Here is a 24,199-nt window from a genome sequence, read left to right as displayed (position 1 = left end):
TGCGGCAGCGACTCGGATCTCCGTTCACGATCACGACAACACCGTGCCCGGGAACGCAGGCGAGATTTCCGACGCTCGTGGGGCGGAATCGAACACGAGCCACAAAAAACTGTTACGTGACAACCCTTCAGCACCATCGGTATGTGAACACTCCCGCCGGCTGAGGATCCAGACCACGAGTGACTATCGGGGAGTGAAGTCGATCCAGCAACGCCGCTGGCCGCGGACAAGCAGGCCGGACCGACGACGCGAACCGTTGTCCGGGGCGAGGTACAGCCAGTACGAGCCGATCATCGTCGGCCGGAGGCGGGTGGTGGGCGGCGAGCCATCGCCTGCACAGAGCACCGGGTTCACCGTGACGGCGCGTTCCTGCCCGGAAATCTGGGCTGGGACGGCGATCCGCATCCGGAGCTTCTTGCCCACCAGCAGTTCGACCGGAACGGGCTGTGCGAGTTGCCGACTTCCGGCGGCGAGCAAACGTCGGCGTCGGCGGCTGGGCGGAACGATGGTCCGGACCCCGAGCGACCAGACGAGCACGACGAGCACGAAAGCAAGGAAGGTCAGGCCGACCAGAGTCGTGGTCGGCGAGTCCGGGTGCACCTGGCCATCGGGCCCGACCCAGACCTCGACGGACGCGGCCTCCTTCGGCGCGTTGCGACACCGCAGGTAGTCGCCGCGGCCCGGGTTTCCGTCAAGGGTCCAGCGGACTTGGACCCGGTACTCGGTGTTGTCGTCTCGTCCGCAGGTGCCCGCGGCCCGGACCGAGTCCACAGTGGCGGAAACGGCCTCCGTACGTCCGAGCAAGTGACTCAACGAACCATCGGTCGACAGGGTCACCACAACGGGAACGACCGCGGCCACCAGTGACAGCAGCACCACGATCAGCCATCGGCGGGGGTTGCGAGCCTCGGCACGCCGCAACTCGGTGGCCTCGTCCGGCAACAGCAATTTTTCTCCCTGGCGGAATGCGCTAAGACGCTGGTCTGACAGATGCGGTCGACCGTCGGTTCCCCCGCAGTGAACAGGATCACAATGTCAGCAAAGGCAGAATAGGGCGCGGTGCCGCTGACTAATCTGCCGAAATGGTGCCGAATCCGCATGGCCATGCGCTTCCGCAATCCCCACCGCAGTCCTGGCATGCCGCACCGCCGCCGCAACACACGTTCGGACCGGACGGCAACGGGGTCCAGCGGGGCGAGGTGTTCCTGTTCCGCGCTTCGACCGCCCGCCGGTGGTGGGCGCGGATCCTCGACGGCGTGTTCGTGATCGTTCCGGCAGTGGCCGCCGTCCTCGGCACCGCGGTACTCAGCGACAAGGGACAGCTCAGCGACAGCATCGGCATGATCGTGCTGTTCGCCGCCTATCCGGTCATGCTGGTGGTTGGTGGTGCGCTCTACGGCTGCTCACGTTCACCGGGCCAGGCGATAACGGGAGTGGTCTCGCTACGCTCGTCCAGTGGACACCGGGTCGGCTTCTGGCGCGGGACCTTCCGCTACCTGGGTGTGGGCTTCTTCCCAGTCACTCTCGTGGTGATGATCCTGTCGATCCTCGACATGCCGGACGTGTACGACGAGCCGGTTCGCGTCTACCGACGCTGAACACGCCGTGGCTGCCCGAGGAATCGCTTGCCTGCTCGCCGACAGGGACACAGACCCGTTCCCACGGCCCGACACGGCTCGGATCCGGCACCCATGGCCGTGCCCGGGAGAGCCGACAGCCACCACGCCGTCCGGGCGCCAAGAGCCGGCCATTACGACGGTGCCGGTTTCGACAGCCCGGGTCGTACGACCGCCGATGGTCTCCCGCCAAGCTCTGCTCGCGGACCGCCAGCTCAGTTGGTAGAGCAGAGGACTCTTACCGCATAGTGCCATCGGCATCGGCGAGTTACCGGAGTTCTGGTTCACCAGGGCAGGAAACCCCGTGGGGCGACGTCGGCAGCTTGTTCGAGCGGTGGCGGGCGTCTAGCGGGGCGCGCTATGACAGGGCTGGCTGGTCCTCCGGTCAGCGGGTCGCATAGTCTTCCGGGCCCTCTTCTATCCACGGCTGGTTGTACTGGATATCGAAGTCGCGGGGCATGGCCTGCTCCACGATCCAGCCCCCCGCGAACGATCCGAGCTCGCCGGCCCCCAGCGCAGCTCCGAAGGCGCCGACCGGGCCGCCAACGCTGCCGACCGCGCCACCGACGAAGGCTCCGAAGAGGTCACCGCTGACCCTGCCGACGGCCTTGACCACGGCTCCTTGGCGGGTCTGCTGGCCCGCCGTCGCGAGTTGGTTTTCTTCTTCGAGGATCGAGATGATCTTCGTGGCGGTGATGGCACGCCCGAAGAACCTCACCGGTTGGCCGGGAGCCGTGTGCCCGGCGCGGATTCGCCCGCCGTGGACACGCCGTGCCGCGGAGTCGACGGCCACCCACTTTTCCTGCGGCCGTTGTTCCTCGGGCAGCACCTTGCTGTAGAGATCGATCAGCTCGCGGTAGCGGTCGGCCCCGAAGCCCGCAGTGTTGGACAGTTGTGTCAGCAGGCGCCGGTGGGCCGGGGACAGCGTTGTGTCCCATCGCGTGGCGGTGGCGAACTGCCGGAACATGTCGGCGGACTCGTCGAGTTTCTTGGCCTGGGCGATGGCTTCGTACCGGCTCGCCGATGTCCCGGCCGTCGCGGCCGCGTCGAACGCGCTGATCATGGTGATGCCACCGACCTTCCAGTCGGCCAGACCGCTGCCCCCGCCCTCGGCGGAGGCCGGTGCAGCGCTTCTGGGTAGCGCGCCCTCCAGTTCCGTATGCGCTTCGGTCTCGCTGATTCGCACCTCTTTGAGCATCGTGCTGCACTCGTTGAAGACTTCGCGCTTGGTGTTGTAGTCGGCGACCTGCGCGTTATAGGCACCCACGGCTTCGTTGTAGTCGCGCATCGCCGATGAGTCCGGTGCAGGCGGCAACTCCGGTTTGGCGCTGGTGATGATCTTGGCCTTGTCTGGGGGAAGGACGCTGATCCGGTTCGTCTTCAAGCCGGCGGCAATGGCCTTGTCCCGGATCGAGTCCATCCTTTCTTTCACCTTCGTCAGGGCTCCGCCGAAGTTCTCCAGCGCGGTCGCCGCGTTCCGGCAGGTCAGGGCCAGGTCGTCGCAGACGTTCCTGGTGTCTTTGGTGAGTTCCTGAAACCGTGCGCTCGCCGGCCCCCACCAGGTTCTGTTGGCCGCGCCGATGGCTGTCGAGGCATACACCGCTGCCTCGGCGGCTCCGACGTCGAATTTCTTCAGCCATTCGGCTGCCTCAGTGCAGGATTCTGGTGTGCCGTCGACGTGCAGACCCAGGGCGCCGCTCATCGTGGCGCCAGCGGATCGTAGTCGCGCGTGTCGGTCTGGTCGGTGGCGTCATGCAGGGGGCCGGTGTGCGGGTCGGGTTCGTTCGGAATCTCGTTGAACTTCAACAGGCCTTCAGCGGTGTTGTCGATCTCGGCGTAGGAACCGTCGGCCAAGTCGATGCTGGTGGAATGGACGCTCAAGACCTGCGCGAGAGCCGCCCCCGAATTCGTCAGCAACGTGAGGGCATCAGCGACGCTGGTGCTGCTGCGCCCGGCGTCCACCACGGGGACGCCGACGATCACGGCATCGATCTCCGCCGCGCCCTTGTCCAGCTGGCTCCGTACATCCCCCAGCGCCCCCTGCTCGTAACCGTAACCACTCATCCCGTCTCCTCCTCGATGGCGAACCCTGGTGGCCGTGGCGGATCGAACAGGTCGTGTCGAGTCCAATCCACCACGGTGTGCTCCCGCCGAACGCCTTCCCCAAGCCGCACGTCGAACAGCAGCCCGTCCGCCCCGGCCTCGGCGATCACCGCGTCCACGTCCTCAGGGCGCACCTGCACCGCCGCCTGGTGCGGCCCGCAGCACGCACGCATGTCCGCCAGAGAGCGGTACCCCAGCAGTACCGCCTCACCCGGCTCGACCGAGAAGAGCTCAACACCGGCTCCGCCCGCCACCGGCAGCAACGCCAGGATCCACACCTCGGTAATCGGCTCGGCCTCCGGCTCGGACGGCAGCGGCTCCTGATCTCGGATATCCGGGCGCGGGTAGCGCGCTCCGGCCGGGTGCCACATGTCCACCGCGAATACCATGGGCGGTGAGGACTGATCAGCAGTCCGGACCAACTCGGCGATGCCGACCACGTCCCACGGCTGACCGGGCCCGCACGCCGTCACCACGTTCTCGGCGTCGGTGTAGGCGAACACGATCAGTTCGCCGCGTCCGGACGGTAACGCTTCCATGCGGCCATCCGGCAGCGTCGTCACAGACAGACTCACCACGTCCCGCTCGGCGAGTTCGCCGGCGAGTTCGGTCGCACCCGCATCGAACGCACGAAGTGACGCCGTCGTGACCATGTCTCCGCCCCCCTCGCATATCGCCATGACCCTCGGCGGCCACAGACCACACGATTCCGCGAGTATTCACACGACGACCGTCCCGCGCCGAGCCCCGCACAACATCCGTACGAACTCGCACAGCCATCCGCACCCACGCCGCGATCGAGACAACCGCGACGCCGATGCGCCGGCCAGAGTGCGGCACCGGCGCAACGAATCGGGACTGTCACACGCATCGGCGACCACAGAACGGGCCACGTGACGGCCCCGATCAGTCACCACATCGACAAGCTGCTCACCCACCGTCTGGGCGACCAAACGCTGCTTCCCGGCATACGAACAGATCTTGCGCCGCGGCAGGGGATCAGCGGCGAAGGCGACGGCTCCGTGACGAGCGTTCGAGCAGTACGCACTGCCCATCCTCGCCGTCCCGATCGCGCGGCCATCGTGATGGTGCCGCGGTGGCCGGCCACCGACCCCGACCCGGACTACGACGGTGACGACCTGCCCACCCAACGACTCCGACCCACCCCCGTCCCGTGCACTGGCGCCCCCACACTCGCCGACCACCCATGGGGCACCCGAGACCGGCTCCACCGGCGACCCATCGCCACACACCAACACCCCTCGTCCCCGACACGGCAAGGACAGGAACGTGTCGAATCCCAGGCCGAGGGCGCCGGATAGTCACCAGGCAAATATGTTTAGAATATTCTTGGGCCGCTAGCTCAGTTGGTAGAGCAAAGGACTTTTAATCCTTGGGTCCAGGGTTCGAGCCCCTGGCGGCCCACAACGTTTTTCCTGGTCAGGCGCATATCTTGCTGATTTATTGAGTGTGACGTGCCTGGCCCAGTGACGTTTTCGAGCAACACCGAGCGTCGTGCCGGTCGTGATCGCTGTCACGGCGACGACTCGTCCAGGAGTTCGGGCAGGTGTTGACCGGACTGCTGCGCGATCGCACCGAGCGCTGGTGCTGCCAGCCGCTTCAGCGAATCCACCGTGGCGACCGGGACAGGGTGCCCGTGACGGAGGGTCTGCTGTACCAGAATGGGTTGCACCGTCTTCAATCACGCTCGTCCCGTCTTCCAGCAGTTCGCAGTATGGCCTGGGGACGAGTATGTCCAGCATCATCACCCCAGTCGCTACCAGTGCCGGCTGCGACGCGGGCGGTCACGGCGAAGCCGTCGCCCCCGTCGGATGTGCGAGATCGTGCGAACTTCCGCCGACCAGGCGTGATGTGGACGCGTGGCCTTGTGCGCCTGTCCGAACGCGCGCAGGATCACGACGACCACACGGCGACACTCCTCGGCCGGGCTTCGCCGGGGGCTTATCCCTTCTTTCGGGTAGGTACAGGAACCGTTAAGTAATACAGGCTGGCCTGATATGTCACATTCGGTTGCCCGGGGCAGCGGCCAGGCCGGCGGTCTGGCGTCGTCGTATGGGGACGTTGGGGACGGGCGGGGACCTGGAGACGGAGTCTTTCGGCTGCGGCTGCTGACTGATGCGGCGCTGCCGCATTCTGCTCGAACCTGTGGCCTGTTCGCCGATAACGACTGACCTCGACACAGGCGGTGCCTGCCTGGGGAGATTCCCTGAGCCGAGGAGGAAGGGGGCGCTGGTGGCGAGATGGGGTTCGCGACATCACTTAATCGTGATGACGGATGTGGACCCGATCATGGCCGACAAAGATCAACCTACGTGAGACACACTCTTAAGTGTGAAATTTCGCGTTTTGGCACCTTAACCGAAAGTTAAGTTACATCAGCACCCAGCGGAGGGTTGGTATGCGACGCGTCTTCGTTCTAACTATTTCAACGTTTTCTCTACTGGCTTTGGCAACGGCTCCGGCTAATTCGACTCCGCGGGCTCCTTCGTGTAATGGTTACAATAAAACAGTCACGGCAACGTGGAACGAACCATTTCTCGGTCACAACGTGACGGCAACGAGTACCCTAAAGGCCGCCAAGGGGCTTGGTACTTGCAAGTTGTCGTCGAGTACAACAGCTAAGATCACTCTTCCTTCGAAGCTTCCCGGGGGTGGAGGTGAAACCGTTGAGCTTGAGCAGGCCCCGTTCCGGTCCTACACTTCTTCGGCTAGGCACAACTACCGGTTCACGGTCAAGCAGGGGGTTCAGGGCGTTCCCCCAAAGCAGACCTTCAGCTTCGAGGCGGAGTTCCTCGGAGACGGCGCCCGGGGGAGGATCTGCTTTACCGGCCAAGCCTGCGGCCCCTATGGCGGCTAACGACGGATAAGGTGCAAATTCGACTTCCATCGCCTTGGCGTCCGGGGGCGCGCATTGCTTTACGGGATACCCCCTTCGCCCGTCACAGGCTGGTCCGGTGGCGGTGCGGCTTCGGACGCGGTCGGGAGCCCGGCACGGACGCCGGGGACGAGTGTGCCGCCGGGCTGGTGACCGCGCTGCCCGCCGATCTGGTGCGGGCGTTGCACCGCTACGGCAACTAGCGGTCGGTGCACGACACTGGGCGAAAAAACCAAAAGTGACAGGTGAATCGCCTCACGTGAAGGTTCAGCTCGCGCGTCATCCTTTCGAGGTGATCGAGTCTTGTGGGTGGAGTCGTCTCGGGGGAGACGCATCCGAGCGAGTCCGTCCGGTCGGCAACACGGGGCCCATCGGGGATGATTGCCGACCAAACGGACTCTGTCGGCGAACGTGACCACGTGGAAGCCCTGGCGGGACTCACCGACCACCCCGCCGAAAGCAATCTGGGCAGGCACGGCTGCCTGTCGAATCCAACGGCGGCGACGTGCCGCGCTTGCAGAGCGGTTCTGGGGAAGGTCCGCTCTGCCGGGCCCGCGCGGTGTGCCGTCGAGCGTCGGGAGCATGGGATGGCGCGTCAGGGGTTGCCGGTTCGTAGTTGTGTGGGGCGGGTGATCCATCGGACCTGGCGTCGGCGCTGGTGGAGGAGCTCGATCAGGGTGATGCGTTCGGCGAGCGTGGGTGCTGCGCTCATGGGCCGGGGTGTGCCGGTGAGGCGGGTGAGAGTGCGTGCGCAGAGGGCGCGAAGGGTGCTGGGGTCGAGGACGAGGATGTGGGTGGCGGCGTCGAGCTGTGCGGCGAGGCCGCTGGCCTGACTGGTGACTGCGGTGACGGTGGCATCGGGATCGTCGTCGTGGTGGCGCAGGGAGGCTGCGGCGGCGTGGGCGGCGATCTGGGCGCGGACGCCGGTGCCGGCGGCGATGACGAGAATCGTGGTTCGGGTCGTGCGATTGTGCTGGTCAGGTCCGCGCCCGCTGGTGCCGTAGGCGCATTGGTCGTTGGCGGTGTCGGCCATGGGTCAGCTCCGTAGGTTCAAGGCGTGGCGGATGGCGTGCAGAGTGGGCCCGGCCGCGTCTTCGGTGACGAGGTGTCCGGCTCCGGGGATGGCGACGAACGTCGAGCCGGGGATGGCGTGGTGCAGTCGTCGCCCGGTATCCGGCGGGAGCCAGTGGTCGCGTTCGCCCCAGATGACGGTGGTCGGGATGTCGATCTGGTGCAGGCGGTGGGCGATGTCGCGGGTGTCCTCGTCGTGGAAGCCGGCGACGTGGTCGAGCCAGCACTGCTGACCAGGCGGGCCCAGGTAGTGCTGGAGGTAGGCGTCGGCGATCGCCGGAGCGAGCGGTGTCTCGGTGGCGGTGTTCAGGTGTGCGGTGATGAGGTGGGTGAACGTGGCGTTGGGCATGCTGCGATAGGCGTCGATGTGTTGTTGCATGTGCGCGGCCAGCGGCGTGACCCACGGCGGGAGCACGGCCGCGTCCATCAGCACCAGCGCTCGTGCGTGCACCCCGTGGCGCAGCAGGGCGCGCAGGACGGTGCCGCCGCCGATGTCGCGACCGATCAGCGCCGGCGCCGGGTCGCCGGTCAGGCCCCAGTGTCCGAGCAGCTCGGCCAGGCACTCGGCGTGCAGGGCCACCGAGGGCAGCGTGTGGGCGCGGGGTCGTGAGTGGCCGTAGCCGAGCAGGTCCCACAAGTAGACGGTGTGGTCGCGCGCCAGGTGATTCCCGATCTCGCGCCACAGGTACGACCACGTCGGGGTGCCGTGGGTCAGCACGACCGGTGGCCCATCGCCGAGCACGTCGACGGCCGCGGCGCCTCCCTCGAGTTCGATTCGCCCGGACAGCGCCCACTCGTCGCGGGATGCGTTTGGGGATAGGCCCACTACACACTCTCCCTAAGGGTTAAACTGGCTGTTAGGGCATTACGATAGAAGAGGTGAGTAAGGGTTGCAAGTCTCTTTAAGTGATTACGTACGGGCGGCGGGAGTCACGACCGACCTGGTGAACACCGCGCCCGGCGTGTGGAGCGGTATGGACAAGCTGCCCGACACCACCGCGCTCGACGCGTTCCTGCGAGAGCACGACATCACCGCGGGCGCTCACGAGCTCGCCGGCGCCGACCTCGACGGCGTTCGCGAACTGCGTGCCAGCACGCGCACGGTGATAGACAACCCCGACCCCGCCCAGCTCGTCAGCGGAGCCACCTCACTGACCGCGGGCCTCGGCTCGCCCACCCTCGCGATCGACGAAACCGGCCTCAGCAGCTGGGCCGTGACCGCTGGCGAGAACACACCCGTCGCGCAACGACTCGCTCTCGTCTGCGCCGTAGGCATCCTCGGCGTCGTCCACACCCTCGGAGCCGGGCGCTTCCGGCCCTGCGTCGCCCCCACCTGCTCCGGAGCCTTCATCGACACCAGCCGCCCAGGCCGCCGCCGCTACTGCATGCCCGGCATTTGCGGCAACCGCGTCAACGTCGCAAACCACCGCGCCCGTACCCGCAGCACCTGATCGAACCTTCACGCACCCGAATTCCCGCTCATACGCGAGATCACCACCGACAGAGGGCTCCCGTCGGAGCGAACACCATCCGCGCCGCCAACCCCGCCTCCCCGTTCGCCCCCCCCCAGAACGGCTACAACAACGAACACGCACCGGACGGCCCGTCACACCGGCCAAGGTGACACTCGCCGCCACCGGAACCTGCACCCCACAGCGAATTATTCACCACCGGCGAGGCGCGTTTACCTGTGCGCAATCAAGGTCGCCTACTCCAACCGGGTTGTGGACTGCGCAATTACTCCAACCGAGTTGCAGGGCACTTGATGGTCGTGGTCCACGACGCTCTCCAGTCCTGTTTACCTGCGAGACTCGATCCCTGGTTGCTTCCTACGTATCCGCCGTTTGCCTGCCGCGTTTGAAAAATCGCTGCGCGCGAGGCGCCATGGGGTTGACGTTCCACCTGGGCGTCCGTTACCCAGATTACAGGTCGGTTGGCGGTGCCGGGTAGCGATTGATCCACAGCCGCCACCTAAGTACCGGCGACTGGAGGTGGGGGCATGGCGTCAACTCATTTCACGTGGGCAGAAGAACGAGTCTTCGTGGCAGCGAGAAATCGCGAAAGATGACTACCACACCGGAATCTTCTGCATCCAGGCGAGAAACTGATTTTGTTCGCCAACTCGGTCTACCGGATTACCTCGGGCGACTTCTCCTGGGTGCCCGGCGGGCGTGGGTTCTAGGCATGGGAACAAGTATCAAGAAATTCGACCTCGACGCACTAGAGGATGAGCTCGTCTTCGGCGTGAACCACGCGGCAGGGATGCGCTTTCGACACGACCTACTGTTCATCGCCGATGACCGTCGACTGGTTCCTGGGCTGCGCGCTGGATCGGTCCCCATCATCACGATTGATGCCTGCGTAAACAGCAACCCCGAGTTTTTCTCTGGCACCATCTATTATGGGGCATCGAAGCCGTTCATTACGGACAAAAGATTCCTGCCATTCTCGATATCACCTCCTATCCTTCGGGGTTGCCGGTCGCATACTGGACAGGGCTGGGTCATCACGACCTGGTCGTTCCGTTCGCTGTCGAGTGTGGCATCAGCGAACTTATTTGCCTCGGGCTGGATGGTGTTGACGGGTCGTCCCCCGTTACGCACGCCTGGGCATGGATTCACTGACCCGGCACTTGCAGACGACCTCGGCATCTCAGGACGCCGAAGCACTTCCCACGCCGGGGGTCTGTCCGGCGAACTCACGGAACAGACCCACTACGCCTGCCGAAGTCTGGATGGCCTCGACTATCGGGACCCTTCAGAAAGGAGCGTTCATGGGGTGCCGTTGAACTCTTCGTGAAGGCTGGGGAGAAACGAGGCGAGGTGGTTCATCTCGGCGGCGCAGTGAAAGGTCATGTCGTATCCGATGGTGGGTCCCATTACCTTGGTGCCGGCATGGGGAAGCACAGTACCGCCGAGTTTGCGGGATGCTTTTCTGGTGAGGAGTGGGGCGCCCCGGCCGGGCACCGAGTGGGCGGGCAGATCGAGCAGCTCGAGGTCGTTGAGGAAGAAGCGGCTGCGCATCTCAGAGCCGTGTTCGGTGGGGCGGATCTGGTGGATGAGCCAGCCCAGGGCTACCGGGTACTGGCTGAGTCCGACGCGGGCGCAGATGATGGTGTTGCCTGGGGCGGGTTCGTTGAAGCCGAGCCGGGTGGGGTCGATGAAGCGGATGGCGAGTCGCTGCATGGTGCCGCCCACGTATTCGTCGGCGTAGGAGACGTTGTCGATGTAGCGCCGGCGGTCGGTGAGGGTGCGGTCGGCACTGCGGTCTTCGCCGACGGCCGTGAACTGATGCGCATCGGGGCACCAGAGCTTGTAGCGGGCGCTCTCGGTGGCGTGCCAGCCGAACCACCAGTCCCACATCTCCGCGGTCGCGTTCGGCATGTCGGTCAGGACGGCGATCATCCAGCCACCGGGAACGCGGGTCCAGCCGGTCTCCATCTTGTGATATCCAGGGCGCGACATGATGCTGGCGGCGTCCCTGAGGTCATAAGCGTGCTCGGTCGGGGCCATACCTGAGATCAACACCTCACGGACGTGGCCTTGGATCGGCAAGGTGTCGGTGCGGAAGTACTTGGCGTAGGGCTTGTTCAAGTCGTCCTGTCGGTAGCCCAGGTAGCGTGGCTCGGCCTGGTACTTCCTGGGCATGGGAGCACGGTCAGCGGCGGTGGGAGCGTATTCGATCATGGTGATTCCTCTCGGAGTGGGGCGTGGGGCGTGGGGCGGAATATGGAGCCTGAGCCGATTCAACATGGCAATGCGAGGATCACCCCCGCAGTCCGACCAGTCCGTAGGGTGGCAGGGGACCGAAGGGCGCATCCGCAGCGCGTACAGGCCTCGACCAGCGCTCACCATCAGGGCCTGTGTGTAGGACGTCATGGACTCAACTCCCGTCCTGCCCCGTCACGTTTCGGTAGCCGGTGCCGAGCAGATACGCATGACAGAGCGTGATCAGCTCATGGAGTTGCTGGTCCTCGGGAATCGAATGGCGCCCAGCGGCGACCGGGCCGAACAACACCTGCCACATGACGGTGCTGAACACCGCGCGGAAGGCCACGGCCACCGCCGTCCCCGGACGAGAGCAGGCGAGTTCGCCGGCACGGTCCAGTATCAGCGAAGTGAACAGCTCTTCCGCGAGCGCACTGGTGGCATTGCCGCGCTCACGCAGTGACGGATCGGCGGCGGCCCGCAGGATCAGCGGCCCCATCACCGCCCCGTGCCGGGCAACCTGCAGGACCAGTGCGTGCACCGCCTCCGTCACCAATTCGGCCGACGGCGTACGGGTGCGTTCCCGCAGCCGCGCGAAGGCCTCGCGCAGGTCCGCATCGACCTCGTCGAGCACGTCGTGCTGGACCGCGTGGACCAGGCCGACCTTGTCGGCGAACCGCTCATAGACCGAGCCGACCGACACCCTGGCGGCCGCCGCTACCCGCGCCACGGCCAGGCCCTCCCAGCCGTCCTCGGCCAGTGCCAGCCGCGCCGCCGTCAGGATCTTGCGTTCGGTGATGCGACTGCGCTTCTGCTGCGCAGGACGTCTTCCTGACCGCTCCATCGTCGTCCTCGCTCTCGGGGCCACACCCTTTACCATAACTGAATCTGAGTTCTGGTTCAGTTTAGACGGCAGCTCGATCGTCTGGTCCTTCGGACAGACACGGGGTACGCGATGAAGATCAACACGGTGGCGTCCCCCTCGGACGGCATCCGCCTGGGAGGAGACCTCTATCTGCCCGAAGGCGCCACCGGCCCCGTATCGACGGTGGCGACGGCACCCGGCTTCCGTGGCGTCAAGGAGCCGCTCATGCCCGCCTACGCGACCGCTTTGAACGAGACCGGCATCGCCGTCCTGTCCTTCGACTACGCGGGCGTCGGCGAGAGCGAAGGTGAACCGCGCCAGCGCATGGACCTTGACGCCCAGCAGCGCGGCTAACGCCACGCTCTCGACCGCCTCCCGCGCACAACACCGCGGACGACGGCCACGTTGGCACCGCGCCGCGGATGCTTTCCAGCACAACGGTTACAGCCTGTACAACGTCTGCGGCAACGTCTGGGAGTGGTACGCGGACCGGTTCGACGATCCGCACACCAACCGTGCCATGCGTGGCGGCTTTTACCTGTGCCACGACTTGTACTGCAATCGCTGCCGCGTCGCCGCCCGAACGGGCAACTCTCCCGACAGCTCCGTGGGCAACCTCGGTTTTCGCACCGCCGCCGATGTCTGAGCTTCAGCTGCCGCGACGGCTGACGTAGAGGCGGCTGTTCGTCGGACCGGTCCACTCCAGGCGCACGATGCCGGGAACGCAGGCGTCGGCGACGCGCTCAGGAGCCGACCAGTAGTCCGCGACGGGATTGCGGAAGAACGTGGCCCACAGGCCGCCGTCGGTCGTCGGTGAAGAAGTTGTTGTGCCCCGGGCCGACGCCCGCGGTCCATCGCCGCGAGTACGGGCCTTCGAAGGTGTCGGACACGGCGTCGATCACGTTGTACTGCTACTGCGAAGAATCTTTCCGCCGACGGAAGGCAGTCATGCCTGGTGCTGCGGTCGGGACGGCTGACAGTTCGGTCCCACGCAGCGCGGACCAGGTAGTACTTGCCTTGGTGGCGGAAGACGTGCGCGCCCTCCAGGTAGGGCTCCGGCGAGTACGGGGACTGCCGGAACCGGGGCAGCGTCGAGTTCCGGCGTAGAAGTCGTTGTGCAGAACCAGCCAGGCGCGATCGCTCTCGGGGTAGAAGCCGCCGTCGATGTGGTGATAGGAACCGGGCTCGACGAAGTCCGGGCCGCCGATGACGCAATCGCCAAAAGGCTTGTTACGGTTGCCCGCCACGAGCCGGTAAGGCCCCGCCACGCCGCCTTCACTGACAAGCATGAACGAGCCGACCTTGCGCGAGTGGTTCCCCGTACACGCGATGATGTACCACCACCCCCGGAAGTGGTGCACCTCCGCAGCCCAGACATTGTCGCGCTTGCCGAACCGATCGTCGTGCCAGTACTGCTGCCACAGCGCGACCACGGTGCGCCCGGCACTGTGCTCACCGGCGAACTCCGGTGAGCACACCTTGCCCTTCTCCGTGCCGTTCAGGGATCGGCGCACGGCTCATATCCATCGTGGTGCCCGCAGCGAGCCGCTGAACGATGAGGGTCACCAGGTTGTGTCGGGTTCTCGCGTAGTACGAGGTGGAGCCAGCAGACAGAGCAAGTTCCGCGTCGATCGCCCGGTGAGTGAGCGCACGCACCCCACGGTCCGCGATCAGGCGTATGCCTGCCTCGGCGATCTCCGCACGAGGCCGGCGAGACGTGGGGACGTGGACAGCTCTTCGGGATCGTGCCGTTCCCAGACGACCGCGTCTACTGGTTCGGAACACTGAACACATCGCCGGGTGCGGTCTTCTCTGACGAGCATGGGACAGTACGCGTTCGGTTCGCTGGCTGGCATTCCCCGATCCGAGAGTGCATCGAAGCAACCCGTGCCGACGCGGTGATACGGCACGACATCTATGACCTCGCCAGGCCCCTCGACTCATTCGTTCGAGGTCGGACTCTTCTGCTCGGTGATGCCGCTCATGCGATGACACCAAACCTCGGGCAAGGTGCGGGGCAAGGCATCGAGGACGCCGCCACGCTCGTCCTCCTGCTGCGTGATGTGAGCACCAGCGAGCTTGATTCGGTGCTGGCTCGTTACAACGACCTCCGCCGGAAACGAACGGCAACGATCCTGCAGCGCTCGCGTATGGCAGGGCGTGTGGCGCAAGTGGCGAATCCTCTGGCGGCGGGTCTGCGCAACGCTGCTTTGAGCCTCACGCCGGGGAGGCTCATGGGTGCGATGAGTCAGCGCATCCATGCATGGCCGAAACCAACCCCGCAACCCGCCGAGCGAGGAGATCCGGCTTCCGCGCAACTAGAAGCCGCAGAAACTAAAAGACCTGGACTTACAACTATTTTCGCGACCGCACGGCGTGCTTTTTGTGGGCTACAGGCTTCGTGCCGGCCCCTCGGCGTGGGCCATTGCTGCGGTGCGGGCCGCGCTCGAACGGGCCATGGAGTTGCCTTGCTCGTTCGGTTGTGTCCTGTCACGCCTGCTCTTGTGCGGCGTCGCTGACGGGGAGGGCACGGAGTTCCTCGGCCTTCTGATCGTAGGAGAACGACCCGATTCTTGGCGTCGTGCGCTTGACGGTGGGGGTTGGTGGTGCGCATGGGCAGGTCAGCAGCGAATGGGGCACCACACCGGCGAACCATGATCGTCTCGCCGAATGGGCAAACAAGGTCGCCACCAACGCGCCACGACTGGGTGCGCTTGGTCGCGCCTGGTGTTCGGTACGGGCCTTGCGCCTGCCGAACCTGCCCACAGTAGCGAGGCGACCGCTGGTGACGGCCGTGTCATGACACCGTGTAAGCCGCGGATGGACCATGATCGGGTCGTCGGACGCGACCCAGTAACTGATGGGATTCGAACGGGACGACTGAAAGTCTCCACGCGCTGCATGAGGGCGACCAGCGCGCCGCCTCCTATCCTATTACCGGAACCGCACCGTGCCGTTCGATCTCGTGTGAGCCCGAATCCGCGCCACGGTACGAAAGTCCGTCACATCAACACGTTCAGCCGACTGTTCGAGCAAGAAGATACCCGACGGCACTCGCGGTGCGGCGGCCCGACGAGGCAGAAGCGACCGCGACGTTTTCGGATCCGGTGGCCGGGTATGCCTGTCCGGTAAGGAAATTCGGAGTCCGGACCACGCTTCGTAACTCAGCACTCCGGCGTCGCCCGCGGGAGTACGTGGCGAGGCAGGTCCACCGGACACGGCGTACCCTTCTCCGCTCCTCCTCGGCAGCGCCGAGGTCCGTCCCGGCGCGCATCGATCACAAATGTCCGTTGTGCGCCAACGAAAGGACACCTATGACGACTTCTGACAAGACCAACGCCGGTATGAACGACCCGGCCAGCATGATCGGCGCCCAGGTACATGACGACGACGGCGGCAAGCTCGGCAAGGTCGACACCGTCTACTTCGACAACGCCACGGACAAGCCCGCCTGGGCCGGGGTGAAAAGCGGCCTGTTCGGCACCCACATCTCGCTGGTACCGCTGGACCGGGCCACCTGGAACGGCACGGACCTGTCCGTCCCGTTCGACAAGGCCGCCTTGCAGAACGCCCCGCACCACGACCCGGACGTCGCGATCAGCGCCACTGACGAGCAGGAGCTCTACCGCCATTACGGCATATCGGCCGACCAGCAGGCCACTCCGCAGGCACCCTCAGGCAAGGGGAACGACCAGCAACGGGAATCCGGTAAGCGGCAGGGGCGCTCCGCGCAGCCTGGTGGGCCCGGTCGCGACACCTCCGGCCCGAACACCGACGACGCGATGACCCGCTCCGAGGAGCGGCTGCACGTCGGTACCGAGCAGCACGAGTCCGGCCGGGCCCGGCTGCGCAAGTATGTCGTCACCGAGAACGTGACCCAGACCGTGCCGGTCCGGCACGAGGAAGTCGTCCTCGAGCGCGAGCCGATCACCGACGCCAACCGTGGCAAGGCCACGGCAGGCGGCGACCTCACCGAGGAGGAGCACGAGGTCACCCTGCACGAGGAGCGCGTGGTCACCAGCAAGGAGACCACACCGGTGGAACGTGTCCGCCTCGGCAAGGAAACCCGTACCGACGAGCAGACCGTCAACGAGACCGTCCGCAAGGAGCGCATCGACGCCGACGGCACCGATGGCGTCGACCTGACGCAGACCGGACACGGCAAGAACAGCCCGGGCACCGGTAAGAACAACGCCCGCTGACCAACCAGCCGTCGTGAGTGATCAGCGGTGTTGATGACCGCTGGTCACTTGCGAGGGCGGCGGCACGGCCGCGGTTCGACCAGTTCGGCGACGATGTCCGCGATCCGAGGATCGCCGCAAAGGCGGATGAGCCGGTTGCCGATGCTGGTTTGCGATCCGGGCGCGTTCGATCAGGACGGCCGCCGGATCCGGGCCCAACTCCAGTTCCCGCATGTCGAGCCAAGCCAGGAAGCTCGCCTGTGGACGTTGCCACCGCACCGTCGTGAACGTATCCCTGATGCCGCTCGGACATCAGTTGCCGCCCGGGTAGTGGCCGCGAACAAGAATGCGGTCGCCGACCCGGTGAGCGGGCCGCCATGCCGGGACGGCGGTCTCAGCGCCGTACGTGCACCTGGAAGTAGATCGGGCGACTGCCCGGAAACAGCTGCCGTCCGGACTCGTCGACCATCTTCCATTTCACCGTGCAGTCCGCTGGGGCCGACGACGGCGTCGTCACCGTGACCGCGATGTCCACCGGCTGTCCCGGTGGGGTGTCGGTGATCGGAATGCGGTCAGCGGTCTGGCACTCGGTGGACTCGACGGGCAGATCGTCTCGCTGCAGGAAGCGGTCGCGCCACGCGACCGAACCCTCGTTGCGAATCTTCCACACCTTGACGAACTCGCTACCCGGGCCGAGGACTGTGCCGTCCGGAACGGTCACGTCGCCGATGAACTCGCTGGCGTCGCCGGGATGAACCGGGCCGGTCGCCGGCGACTCCTGCGCGGCGCCGGTGGGCTCCTCACCGTCGAAGACCCACACCCCGGCCAGGGCGCACAGCACCGCCACCCCGACGCCCGCCGCCGCGATCAGCCACTTCGGCCGTCGGCGGGGCTGCGGGGTCGTATCTGCTGGGGTCGCTCCATCCGGGTCGGGCGACTCCTCATCGCTGAGTGCCTGTTCGGTGTTCTGCCACCGCACCTGCCATTCCCGCTCGTCACCGTCGCAGGCCCGGACGAACTCCCGGACGGTCTCCCAGGGTTGCAGTCGATGGCCCGTGACGGTGAGATGCAGGGTCGCGTGCGAGACCGCGCCGGACTTCTGTGCCATTCGACGGAAGGAGGGCGCGCCCGCGTCTTCGCGCAGTCGTTTCAGCGCGGCCACGAACGACTCCAGTGCCGCCGGGCGCTCACCCGCCTTCGGTTCAGCCACGTTCCGACCCCCCGTCGTTCGACCGTGGCAGGACCGGTAGGGCGTCAGATCGACCTGGCCCCGGTGTGGTCTGTCCGGACCTGGAAAGTGTAGCCGCGTACCCCGTCCGACAAGGGGATAAGACGGAAAAACGGCACCATCGGACGCTGTCAGACATTGTCAGACGAAGGCCGTCAGACGTCAAAGATGCCTCGTCACCGGTGTCGGACAGGCGCATGTTCCGGCCAGGCTTTCCCTCGAAATCGTCCATCGAAGTCGGAGGGAGTTTCCGATGAACCCGAAGCGGGCCGGCCTCGCGGCGCTGGCGGCGGTCGTCGTGACGGCGGGTGCGCCGGCCGTCGCGTCCGGATCGCCGGACAGCACGTTGCCGGACAGCGCCGAGACACTGCCGCAGGTCGACATGGAGATGGTGCTCAAGGCAGCGCAGATCGACCCACGCCGGGCCGATCAAGCGCCGACGCCGGGAGCGAAGGACAGCGTGATGGCGGTCGAACAAGCACTACGGGCGAATGGGCTGCTCGACCAGGAACGGGTGGATGGCCACTACGGCACCGAAACCGTGCTGGCGTACGCCGGATTCCAGCGCTCGCTGGGACACGAAGGTATGGCGGCCAGTGGATTCCCCGGGATCGACTCCCTGCGGCGACTCAGTGAGAATCGCTTCGAAATCACCCGGACGGTGGTACCGGGTGAACGCTCGAAAAGTGACGGCGAAACGGTGAACGCCCGGACCAAGGCGATGCTCGCCGAGGCAGAGCGTCTGACAGAGCAGGACTTCACCCTCGAACAGGGCTCGTACAACCCGGGCGGCGACCCGACATCCGCGGGCACTCACGACGGCGGGGGCGTCGTGGACATCGACGTCCACGGGATGGACGCGGTCGCCGTGACCGAATCCGTCGAAGCGCTGCGACGGGTCGGCTTCGCGGCCTGGCACCGGACCGAGGAGCAGGGCGACTGGCCCGCGCACATCCACGCCGCGGCGATCAGCGATCCGGATCTGTCCACTCCCGCCCAGCACCAGCCCGGCGACTACTACCTGGGCCGCAACGGCCTGGCCGATCAGGGCGCGGACGACGGGCCTCCGGTGAAACCGATCCGCACCTGGGAGGAGTACCGCCGCGCGAACTGAAGCTCGACGAAGTGAAGAAACCGCTCGAACAATGGAGGAAACGATGAAGCTCGGAAAGTCGAAGCTCGGAAGGTCCACGGTCGTACTCGGCATCGCCGCCGCGGCGTTCGGCGTCGTGCCGGGAGTCGGCGAGGCAGGGCAGGCCGCTGCCGCTCCCGATTTCCAGATGCCGTTCAAGTGCGACTACACCGCGACGGCGGCCACCTATTCCGGGCACAGCCCGGAGAACGGGGTCGATTTCCAGAAGGCGAACATCGACAACGAGGCGGTGCTGGCGTCGGCGGCGGGCACGGTGAGCGTCGTGGGCAACGAGGGGGACGACAGTTACGGCAAATGGGTCGAGCTCGACCACGGCGGCGGTTACACCACCCGATACGCCCACCTGAGCAGTCAGCAGGTCAAGGACGGCCAGAAGGTGGACCTGGGCACGCAACTCGGCACCGTGGGCAGCACCGGCGGTTCCAGCGGCCCCCATCTGCACTACGAACAGCGCCAGGGTGGCACGACGCTGAAGGCGAAGCTGGCCGGCAAGGCGGTGCCCTACTTCGACAAGACCGAGTTCACCAGTAAGAACCGTTGCGGCGGGGGCGGCAACCCGCACACCCCGGAGAAGGTGTGCGGGGACGGGTACTCGGTCATCAACAAGCACGCGCTGGGCAAGGAGGGCACGGTCTACCTGCTCTACAACGCCGGTGACAGCAAGAACTGCGTCACCACGCTGAAGAACACCTCGCTGGGCAAGGAGAGCCCGGTCTCGGCCTCGCTCGAGGTCCAGGGTGGTGAAGCGGCCACCGATGCCGGTGACTTCGGCTACTACGCGGGACCGGTCAGCAAGGACGCCGCCGGGAAGTGCGTGAAGTGGGGCGGTTCGGCCGGGAAGGAGAAGTTCACCAGTCCGTTCGAGCACTGCGGATGACCGGCCCGACCAGGGCGACACCGACATGGACACCGAACAACGAGGAGCGATGATGCGCAGACTGACAGCAGCCGTGATGTTCGCCGCGCTGGCGAGCGGAGCTATGACCGCCACGACCTCGACGGCGCAGGCCGCCCCGGCCGAAGTGAACATGGAGGCCGTCGTGAAGGCGGCGATGTGGGACCCCTACAAGGACGACCAGTCGGTCACCCCCGGCTCCGGCGACAGCGTCGAGGCCGTGGAGAAGGCCCTGGCTGCCAAGAACATGCTGGACAAGAAGTACGTGGACGGGCACTTCGGTACCACCACGGTGACCGCTTACCAGAAATACCAGCGTTCGCTCGGGCACAGTGGTCTCGCGGCGAGCGGACTGCCGGGCAAGGGGTCACTGACCGATCTCGGCAAGGACCAGTACAAGCTGACCGCGACCATCGATGTCGGCGGGAAGACCAGCATGGACGGGCAGGCCGTGAACACCAGGACGGCCGACATGCTCAAAGCCGCGGAGAAGAGGGCCGGGATCGACTTCTCCGTGACCCAAGGCTCCTACAACGCGGGCGGGGTGGGCGGCTCAGCCGGTACTCACGACGGCGGTGGCGCGGTCGACCTGTCCGTCAGCGGAATCTCCGACAAGACCGCGGCGGTGAAGGCGCTGCGGGAGGTTGGTTTCGCCGCCTGGCACCGGACCGCCGACCAGGGCGACTGGAGTCCGCACATCCACGCCATCGCCATCAGCGACACCGACATGTCGCCGGAGGCGCAGGCACAGGCCGGGGACTACTACAAGGGCCTCGACGGCTTGGCCGGGCACGGTAAGGACGACGGGCCGCAGGTCAAGAAGGTGACCTGGGAGGAGTTCGGCCGAAGCTGATCGGGCCGGCTGCCGGACGGGTGCGCGGTACGGCCGCGCACCCGTCCGTCCGCGCCTGGCCGCGAGGTCGCACGAGAGGCCCAGCGGTGGGTCTCCGGGGAGCGCGGACCACTGGTGGAGAACCTCGACACACCCGCCAGCGCCGACCTGACGAACTACGTCACCGAGGCCATACGCATCGGTGACGATGCACGGAGCGTCACCGGACAGGCCAGGAAGCCCGAGCCCTCGAACGGCTGCTCCCGCACAGGTGGGAGCAGCGACGCGACAGGCACCACAGGCCCACCAACCTTCGCGACCACCGCCAGCCATCGACCCGCACGAGGTGCTTCGATCACTGTTGGCCGGACCCGGCTGCGCGGGCACTCGCACCCTTGCCGATCAGCTTGCTTCATCCCAGCGCCTACCCCGCTAGACCGGCGTTTCGAGCAAGACGCCGTGTGGGGCACAGTCGCATTCTATTTGGCACGTAACCTTTGTCGCAGATCCTTGGTGTGTTCGGCGAGGTTGGCGCGGAGGTGGTTGAGCGTGTCGATCTTTGTGTCGAGTGTTCGGAGGCGTTGCTCGTAGACCTCCAGCGCCGAGGCGCAGGGGGTTGCGTCAAGGTCGAGGGCGCGGACGCAGGTGCCGAACTGATGGATGTCGTCGATCGAGAGGCCTGCGCCGAGCAGGCGGCGCAGGTTTTTCACCACGTGGATGACGTCATGGTCGTAGCGGCGGTAACCGTTGTGATCGCGGTGTGCGGTGATCAGACCGCGTTGTTCGTAGTAGCGCAGCGAGCGGGTGCTCGTGCCGGTCTGGCGGGACAGCTCGCCGATGCGCAGTCCGTCCTGACGGTCGGCACTGGGAATCATGTCATCATTATGATCGGTTTGCGGTGACCGCGTCATCGTCACGACGGCAGCTCATTGTCGGTGTCGGCCACGCGATCGAGTACGAGAACGGGGATCTGCCTGCCCGCAGCGGCTTCGAAGTCGGTGAACGCGGGCATCAGTCGCACCTGCTCGGTCCACATGCGCTCGCGTTCCGAGCCATGGGTGACCCGGGCCCTTGCCGGTGCGACCTCGGCACCTACCTCAACGGTCACGCGCGGATTCCTCACCATATTGCCGTACCAGGCCGGCGGTCGTGGGCTGCCACCGTAGGTAGCGAAAATCGCGAACGCGTCGCCCACGGGCAGATACACGAGCGGACTCGTGCGCCTGCGGCCCGTCGTCGCGCCGGTGTGGCTGACCAGTATGACCGGAACGCTCCGGTCCCGGTCGAAACCCGGAAGCAGGGGCGGGACAGGGCGCCCCTTGGCGAGGTCCTCCTCGGTGCTCCACCGGACGAACCCGGCGTTCGCGCGGAACTCTGCGATGACTCGACTGTTCCAGTCCTGCAGGTCAGAAGTCATGGCGACACGCTAGGACCTTGACACCAGTGACAACGTCAAGCTGGCTTCGCGCCGTCCGTCGTCGCGAACCTGGCTGTCCAAGACGGGTTGACCTGGGTGCTTGAGCAACCGGACCTGGGCAGTCCGTTCCTCGTCATCGTCTGGTACCGCTTCGTTCGCGAGCTTGCGGAGCTGGTTTGGACCCGAGCAAGACAATGTTCGAGAACGCCTCACACAAACTGATCTGAGGAATCGAGCAATCAGCACTGAAGCGTTGCGGGCTCGCCTCTGGGACTGATCGGGCAGACCGTCACCGTCTCCCGCCCGGCACCAACCACCGACCGGGCCGATCAAGTCGGCCACCCACGGATCACGTCCCACGCGGCCCGTCTCCGCGAATCTGGACCGACCGGTCCACGATGGGTAGCATCGCCCCGTGCCACGTCCACGTCAGTTCGATGAGCAGCGCGTGCTATCAGCTGTGCAAGCGGTGTTTTGGGACAAGGGCTACGTGGGCACCTCGCTCGAAGATCTCTTGGCGGCCAGCGGGCTGGGCAAGGGAAGTCTGTACGGGGCGTTCGGGGACAAGAAGAGCTTGTTTTTGCGTGTGCTGCGGAAGTACGACGAGGCCAACGACCACATGCTGCGTGCATGGCTCGAGCAAGCCGATCGCGGTATCGACGTGATCCGGAATTTCGTGACCGGGCCGGTGTGTGATCCCAGCGGCGAACAGGCCCGCCGGGGTTGTCTTCTCGCCAACACGGCAATGGAACTCTCGGCGAGCACAACCGAGGTGGCCGCGGAGGCGCGCCGCAGCTACGCCTCGACCACTGCCGCGCTGACCGACGCTGTACGACGAGCGCAGCGCGAGGGCGACGTCGCGCCTCACCTCGACCCGGACCTCACTGCTCGCGCGGTGCTGTCCGGTCAGCTCGGACTGATCATGCTCGGTCGAATCGGTCAGGACCCGGCCGCCTTGTCGCTCACGGCCACAGCTCTGCTCGACGGACTGGTGCCTGCGCCCTGACATCCCTGCCGTGGTGGCGTGCGGCACATCGTTTCCCAAGTTATTGACTGTCCGGTCCATAAATAAGCATTATGGACCGGACAGTCAATAACTTGGATGGGAGTTGTCATGACGGTGCTGGAGGGCAAGGTCGCGGTCGTGACCGGGGCGAACGCGGGTATCGGGCTGGCGATCGCGAGGGCCTACCGTGCCGAGGGCGCACGGCTGTTCGCCGTCGGTCGTCGCCAGGCGCAGCTCGACGAGGTCGAAACCGAACTCGGCCCTGGCGTCACTGGTGTTCGCTGCGACGTAGGCCGGCTCGAGGACCTCGACAGGCTCTACGCGACCGTCGCCGAGCAGGCGGGCCACATCGACGTTCTGGTGGCCAACGCCGGGATCGGGATCGCTGCCCCGCTGGGTGAGATCACCGAAGAGCAGTTCGACGCCATGTTCACCACCAACGTCAAGGGCTCGCTGTTCACCGTGCAGAAAGCGTTGCCGCTGCTCTCGCCAGGGGCATCGATCATCCTCACCGGGTCAACGGCGATTTCGCGACCCCAGTCCAATCTCCCGGTGTACGGGGCGACCAAGGCAGCGATCCGCAACCTCGCTCGCGGGTTCGCCCACGACGCCAAGACGCGTCAGTACCGGATCAACGTGCTCTCGCCCGGTGGAACCCGCACACAGGGTTTACAAGAGCTGGTCTCACCCGAAGAGCTCACCGCCGCCGGGGCGTCGGTTCCGCTCGGCCGATTGGCTGAACCCGAGGAGATCGCCGCGGCAGCCGTCTTCCTCGCCTCGGACGCGTCCAGCTACGTCAACGGTTCCGAACTCGCCGTGGACGGCGGCTTCGCCCAGATCTGAGGCACACCGGCACCACGTCTTAACCAGCACTACCGCCCGGCCATCGAGCTCGCCCAGTTGATTCCACGTCAACGCACTGCTCAGAGGTACGCCACACGCTTTTGGCGAATTCAAACTCGGCCGGGTTGCGCATCGTGTGCCGATACGTGAGGTGGAGGATCGAATTCGTTACGGTCGTCGCTCGGCCGGGCTTCTCGTCGTGGCCGTCAGGCTTCGGAGACCCTCGATTGTGCAGTGGGTCGCTGGCCGGACGTGAGCAGGGGCTGCTGAAGGGATCTGTGACATCTGAGATCGCTTGCTGATGTGCAGGCTGGAAGGATGTCGCTGTGCCCAAGCCCTATCCCCGTGAGTTCCGTGAGGACGTCGTGCGGGTCGCGCGGAGTCGT

At 65.9% G+C, this 24,199-nt stretch carries 23 protein-coding genes and 1 tRNA gene; 12 read left to right on the top strand and 12 right to left on the bottom strand.

The annotated features are described in order from the left end of the window. Nucleotides 1-183: 183 nt before the first annotated feature. A complete protein-coding gene (locus CFN78_RS00130) occupies nt 184-948 on the bottom strand; it encodes a hypothetical protein (RefSeq protein WP_094860481.1) in 765 nt (254 codons plus the stop codon). A gap of 134 nt (nt 949-1,082) precedes the next feature. On the opposite strand from CFN78_RS00130, the gene CFN78_RS00125 reads away from it, so the two are divergent. Then, on the top strand, nt 1,083-1,598 hold the full coding sequence (locus tag CFN78_RS00125; protein WP_094860480.1) for an RDD family protein: 516 nt from the start codon (nt 1,083-1,085) through the stop codon (nt 1,596-1,598). A 403-nt stretch (nt 1,599-2,001) separates the two neighbouring features. Here CFN78_RS00125 and CFN78_RS00120 read toward each other — a convergent pair whose 3' ends face one another. Genes CFN78_RS00120 through CFN78_RS00110 form a run of 3 tightly spaced genes read right to left on the bottom strand, consistent with a single transcriptional unit; the run spans nt 2,002 to nt 4,372 of the window. Continuing rightward, nucleotides 2,002-3,318, bottom strand: a complete 1,317-nt coding sequence (locus CFN78_RS00120; RefSeq protein ID WP_094860479.1) for a hypothetical protein — start codon at nt 3,316-3,318, stop codon at nt 2,002-2,004. Then, nucleotides 3,315-3,680, bottom strand: a complete 366-nt coding sequence (locus tag CFN78_RS00115; protein WP_094860478.1) for a hypothetical protein — start codon at nt 3,678-3,680, stop codon at nt 3,315-3,317. Before CFN78_RS00115 ends, CFN78_RS00120 begins: the two co-directional genes overlap by 4 nt. Next, on the bottom strand, nt 3,677-4,372 hold the full coding sequence (locus CFN78_RS00110) for an SAV_915 family protein (protein ID WP_094860477.1): 696 nt from the start codon (nt 4,370-4,372) through the stop codon (nt 3,677-3,679). Before CFN78_RS00110 ends, CFN78_RS00115 begins: the two co-directional genes overlap by 4 nt. Nucleotides 4,373-5,071: 699 nt before the next feature. Between CFN78_RS00110 and CFN78_RS00105 the strand changes: the two genes are divergently transcribed. Then, a tRNA-Lys gene (locus tag CFN78_RS00105) sits at nt 5,072-5,144 on the top strand. A gap of 2,066 nt (nt 5,145-7,210) precedes the next feature. Here the strand turns inward: CFN78_RS00105 and CFN78_RS00100 are convergent. Continuing rightward, a complete protein-coding gene (locus tag CFN78_RS00100; protein ID WP_094860476.1) occupies nt 7,211-7,648 on the bottom strand; it encodes a hypothetical protein in 438 nt (145 codons plus the stop codon). A gap of 3 nt (nt 7,649-7,651) precedes the next feature. After that, nucleotides 7,652-8,512, bottom strand: a complete 861-nt coding sequence (locus CFN78_RS00095) for an alpha/beta fold hydrolase (RefSeq protein ID WP_240519157.1) — start codon at nt 8,510-8,512, stop codon at nt 7,652-7,654. Between the two features lie 118 nt (nt 8,513-8,630). On the opposite strand from CFN78_RS00095, the gene CFN78_RS00090 reads away from it, so the two are divergent. Then, complete coding sequence (locus CFN78_RS00090; protein ID WP_276307312.1) at nt 8,631-9,137, top strand: CGNR zinc finger domain-containing protein; 507 nt, start codon at nt 8,631-8,633, stop codon at nt 9,135-9,137. 1,320 nt (nt 9,138-10,457) lie between these two features. Here CFN78_RS00090 and CFN78_RS00085 read toward each other — a convergent pair. Then, the gene (locus CFN78_RS00085) at nt 10,458-11,372 is read right to left on the bottom strand and encodes a DAPG hydrolase family protein (protein WP_094860474.1); all 915 of its coding nucleotides are present in this window, start codon (nt 11,370-11,372) and stop codon (nt 10,458-10,460) included. A gap of 196 nt (nt 11,373-11,568) precedes the next feature. Next, the gene (locus CFN78_RS00080) at nt 11,569-12,237 is read right to left on the bottom strand and encodes a TetR/AcrR family transcriptional regulator (protein ID WP_165777394.1); all 669 of its coding nucleotides are present in this window, start codon (nt 12,235-12,237) and stop codon (nt 11,569-11,571) included. 111 nt (nt 12,238-12,348) lie between these two features. Here CFN78_RS00080 and CFN78_RS00075 point away from each other — a divergent pair, with 111 nt between their 5' ends. Beyond that, nucleotides 12,349-12,612 (top strand): alpha/beta hydrolase, encoded by a 264-nt coding sequence (locus CFN78_RS00075; RefSeq protein WP_094860472.1) that lies wholly within the window; start codon nt 12,349-12,351, stop codon nt 12,610-12,612. Next, a complete protein-coding gene (locus CFN78_RS00070; RefSeq protein ID WP_205660380.1) occupies nt 12,590-12,904 on the top strand; it encodes a formylglycine-generating enzyme family protein in 315 nt (104 codons plus the stop codon). The genes CFN78_RS00075 and CFN78_RS00070 overlap by 23 nt, the downstream gene beginning before the upstream one ends. 265 nt (nt 12,905-13,169) lie before the next feature. Here the strand turns inward: CFN78_RS00070 and CFN78_RS00065 are convergent, their stop codons facing one another. After that, the gene (locus tag CFN78_RS00065) at nt 13,170-13,772 is read right to left on the bottom strand and encodes a glycoside hydrolase family protein (protein WP_205660379.1); all 603 of its coding nucleotides are present in this window, start codon (nt 13,770-13,772) and stop codon (nt 13,170-13,172) included. 231 nt (nt 13,773-14,003) lie between these two features. Between CFN78_RS00065 and CFN78_RS30255 the strand changes: the two genes are divergently transcribed. Beyond that, entirely contained in the window at nt 14,004-14,777 is a 774-nt protein-coding gene (locus CFN78_RS30255) for an FAD-dependent monooxygenase (RefSeq protein WP_165777393.1), read from the top strand. 795 nt (nt 14,778-15,572) lie between these two features. Beyond that, the gene (locus CFN78_RS00055) at nt 15,573-16,460 is read left to right on the top strand and encodes a DUF2382 domain-containing protein (RefSeq protein WP_094860469.1); all 888 of its coding nucleotides are present in this window, start codon (nt 15,573-15,575) and stop codon (nt 16,458-16,460) included. A gap of 373 nt (nt 16,461-16,833) precedes the next feature. Here the strand turns inward: CFN78_RS00055 and CFN78_RS00045 are convergent, their stop codons facing one another. Then, nucleotides 16,834-17,649 (bottom strand): NBR1-Ig-like domain-containing protein, encoded by an 816-nt coding sequence (locus CFN78_RS00045; RefSeq protein WP_094860467.1) that lies wholly within the window; start codon nt 17,647-17,649, stop codon nt 16,834-16,836. Nucleotides 17,650-17,920: 271 nt separating this feature from the next. Between CFN78_RS00045 and CFN78_RS00040 the strand changes: the two genes are divergently transcribed. From CFN78_RS00040 to CFN78_RS00030, 3 genes are read left to right on the top strand one after another with little or no spacing between them, the layout of a single operon-like run. Beyond that, on the top strand, nt 17,921-18,781 hold the full coding sequence (locus CFN78_RS00040; RefSeq protein WP_094860466.1) for a peptidoglycan-binding domain-containing protein: 861 nt from the start codon (nt 17,921-17,923) through the stop codon (nt 18,779-18,781). Nucleotides 18,782-18,824: 43 nt separating this feature from the next. Continuing rightward, the gene (locus CFN78_RS00035) at nt 18,825-19,697 is read left to right on the top strand and encodes a M23 family metallopeptidase (RefSeq protein WP_094861009.1); all 873 of its coding nucleotides are present in this window, start codon (nt 18,825-18,827) and stop codon (nt 19,695-19,697) included. A 52-nt stretch (nt 19,698-19,749) separates the two neighbouring features. Next, nucleotides 19,750-20,568 carry a peptidoglycan-binding protein gene (locus CFN78_RS00030; RefSeq protein ID WP_094861008.1) on the top strand — a complete coding sequence of 273 codons (819 nt, stop codon included), beginning with the start codon at nt 19,750-19,752 and terminating at the stop codon, nt 20,566-20,568. A 458-nt stretch (nt 20,569-21,026) separates the two neighbouring features. Here CFN78_RS00030 and CFN78_RS00020 read toward each other — a convergent pair whose 3' ends face one another. Beyond that, nucleotides 21,027-21,458, bottom strand: a complete 432-nt coding sequence (locus CFN78_RS00020; RefSeq protein ID WP_205660407.1) for a MerR family transcriptional regulator — start codon at nt 21,456-21,458, stop codon at nt 21,027-21,029. 2 nt (nt 21,459-21,460) lie between these two features. Then, on the bottom strand, nt 21,461-21,964 hold the full coding sequence (locus CFN78_RS00015; protein WP_094860465.1) for a nitroreductase family deazaflavin-dependent oxidoreductase: 504 nt from the start codon (nt 21,962-21,964) through the stop codon (nt 21,461-21,463). A 415-nt stretch (nt 21,965-22,379) separates the two neighbouring features. On the opposite strand from CFN78_RS00015, the gene CFN78_RS00010 reads away from it, so the two are divergent. Both CFN78_RS00010 and CFN78_RS00005 read left to right on the top strand, forming a co-directional pair. Further along, nucleotides 22,380-22,970: a TetR/AcrR family transcriptional regulator gene (locus CFN78_RS00010; protein WP_094860464.1), complete on the top strand. Its 591-nt coding sequence runs from the start codon at nt 22,380-22,382 to the stop codon at nt 22,968-22,970. Between the two features lie 108 nt (nt 22,971-23,078). Then, complete coding sequence (locus CFN78_RS00005) at nt 23,079-23,813, top strand: SDR family NAD(P)-dependent oxidoreductase (protein WP_094860463.1); 735 nt, start codon at nt 23,079-23,081, stop codon at nt 23,811-23,813. Nucleotides 23,814-24,199 lie beyond the last annotated feature (386 nt).

It is taken from the genome of Amycolatopsis antarctica (genome assembly GCF_002262875.1).
Classification (GTDB): Bacteria; Actinomycetota; Actinomycetes; order Mycobacteriales; family Pseudonocardiaceae; genus Amycolatopsis; species Amycolatopsis antarctica.
This window is presented reverse-complemented; position numbering and strand designations above follow the sequence as displayed.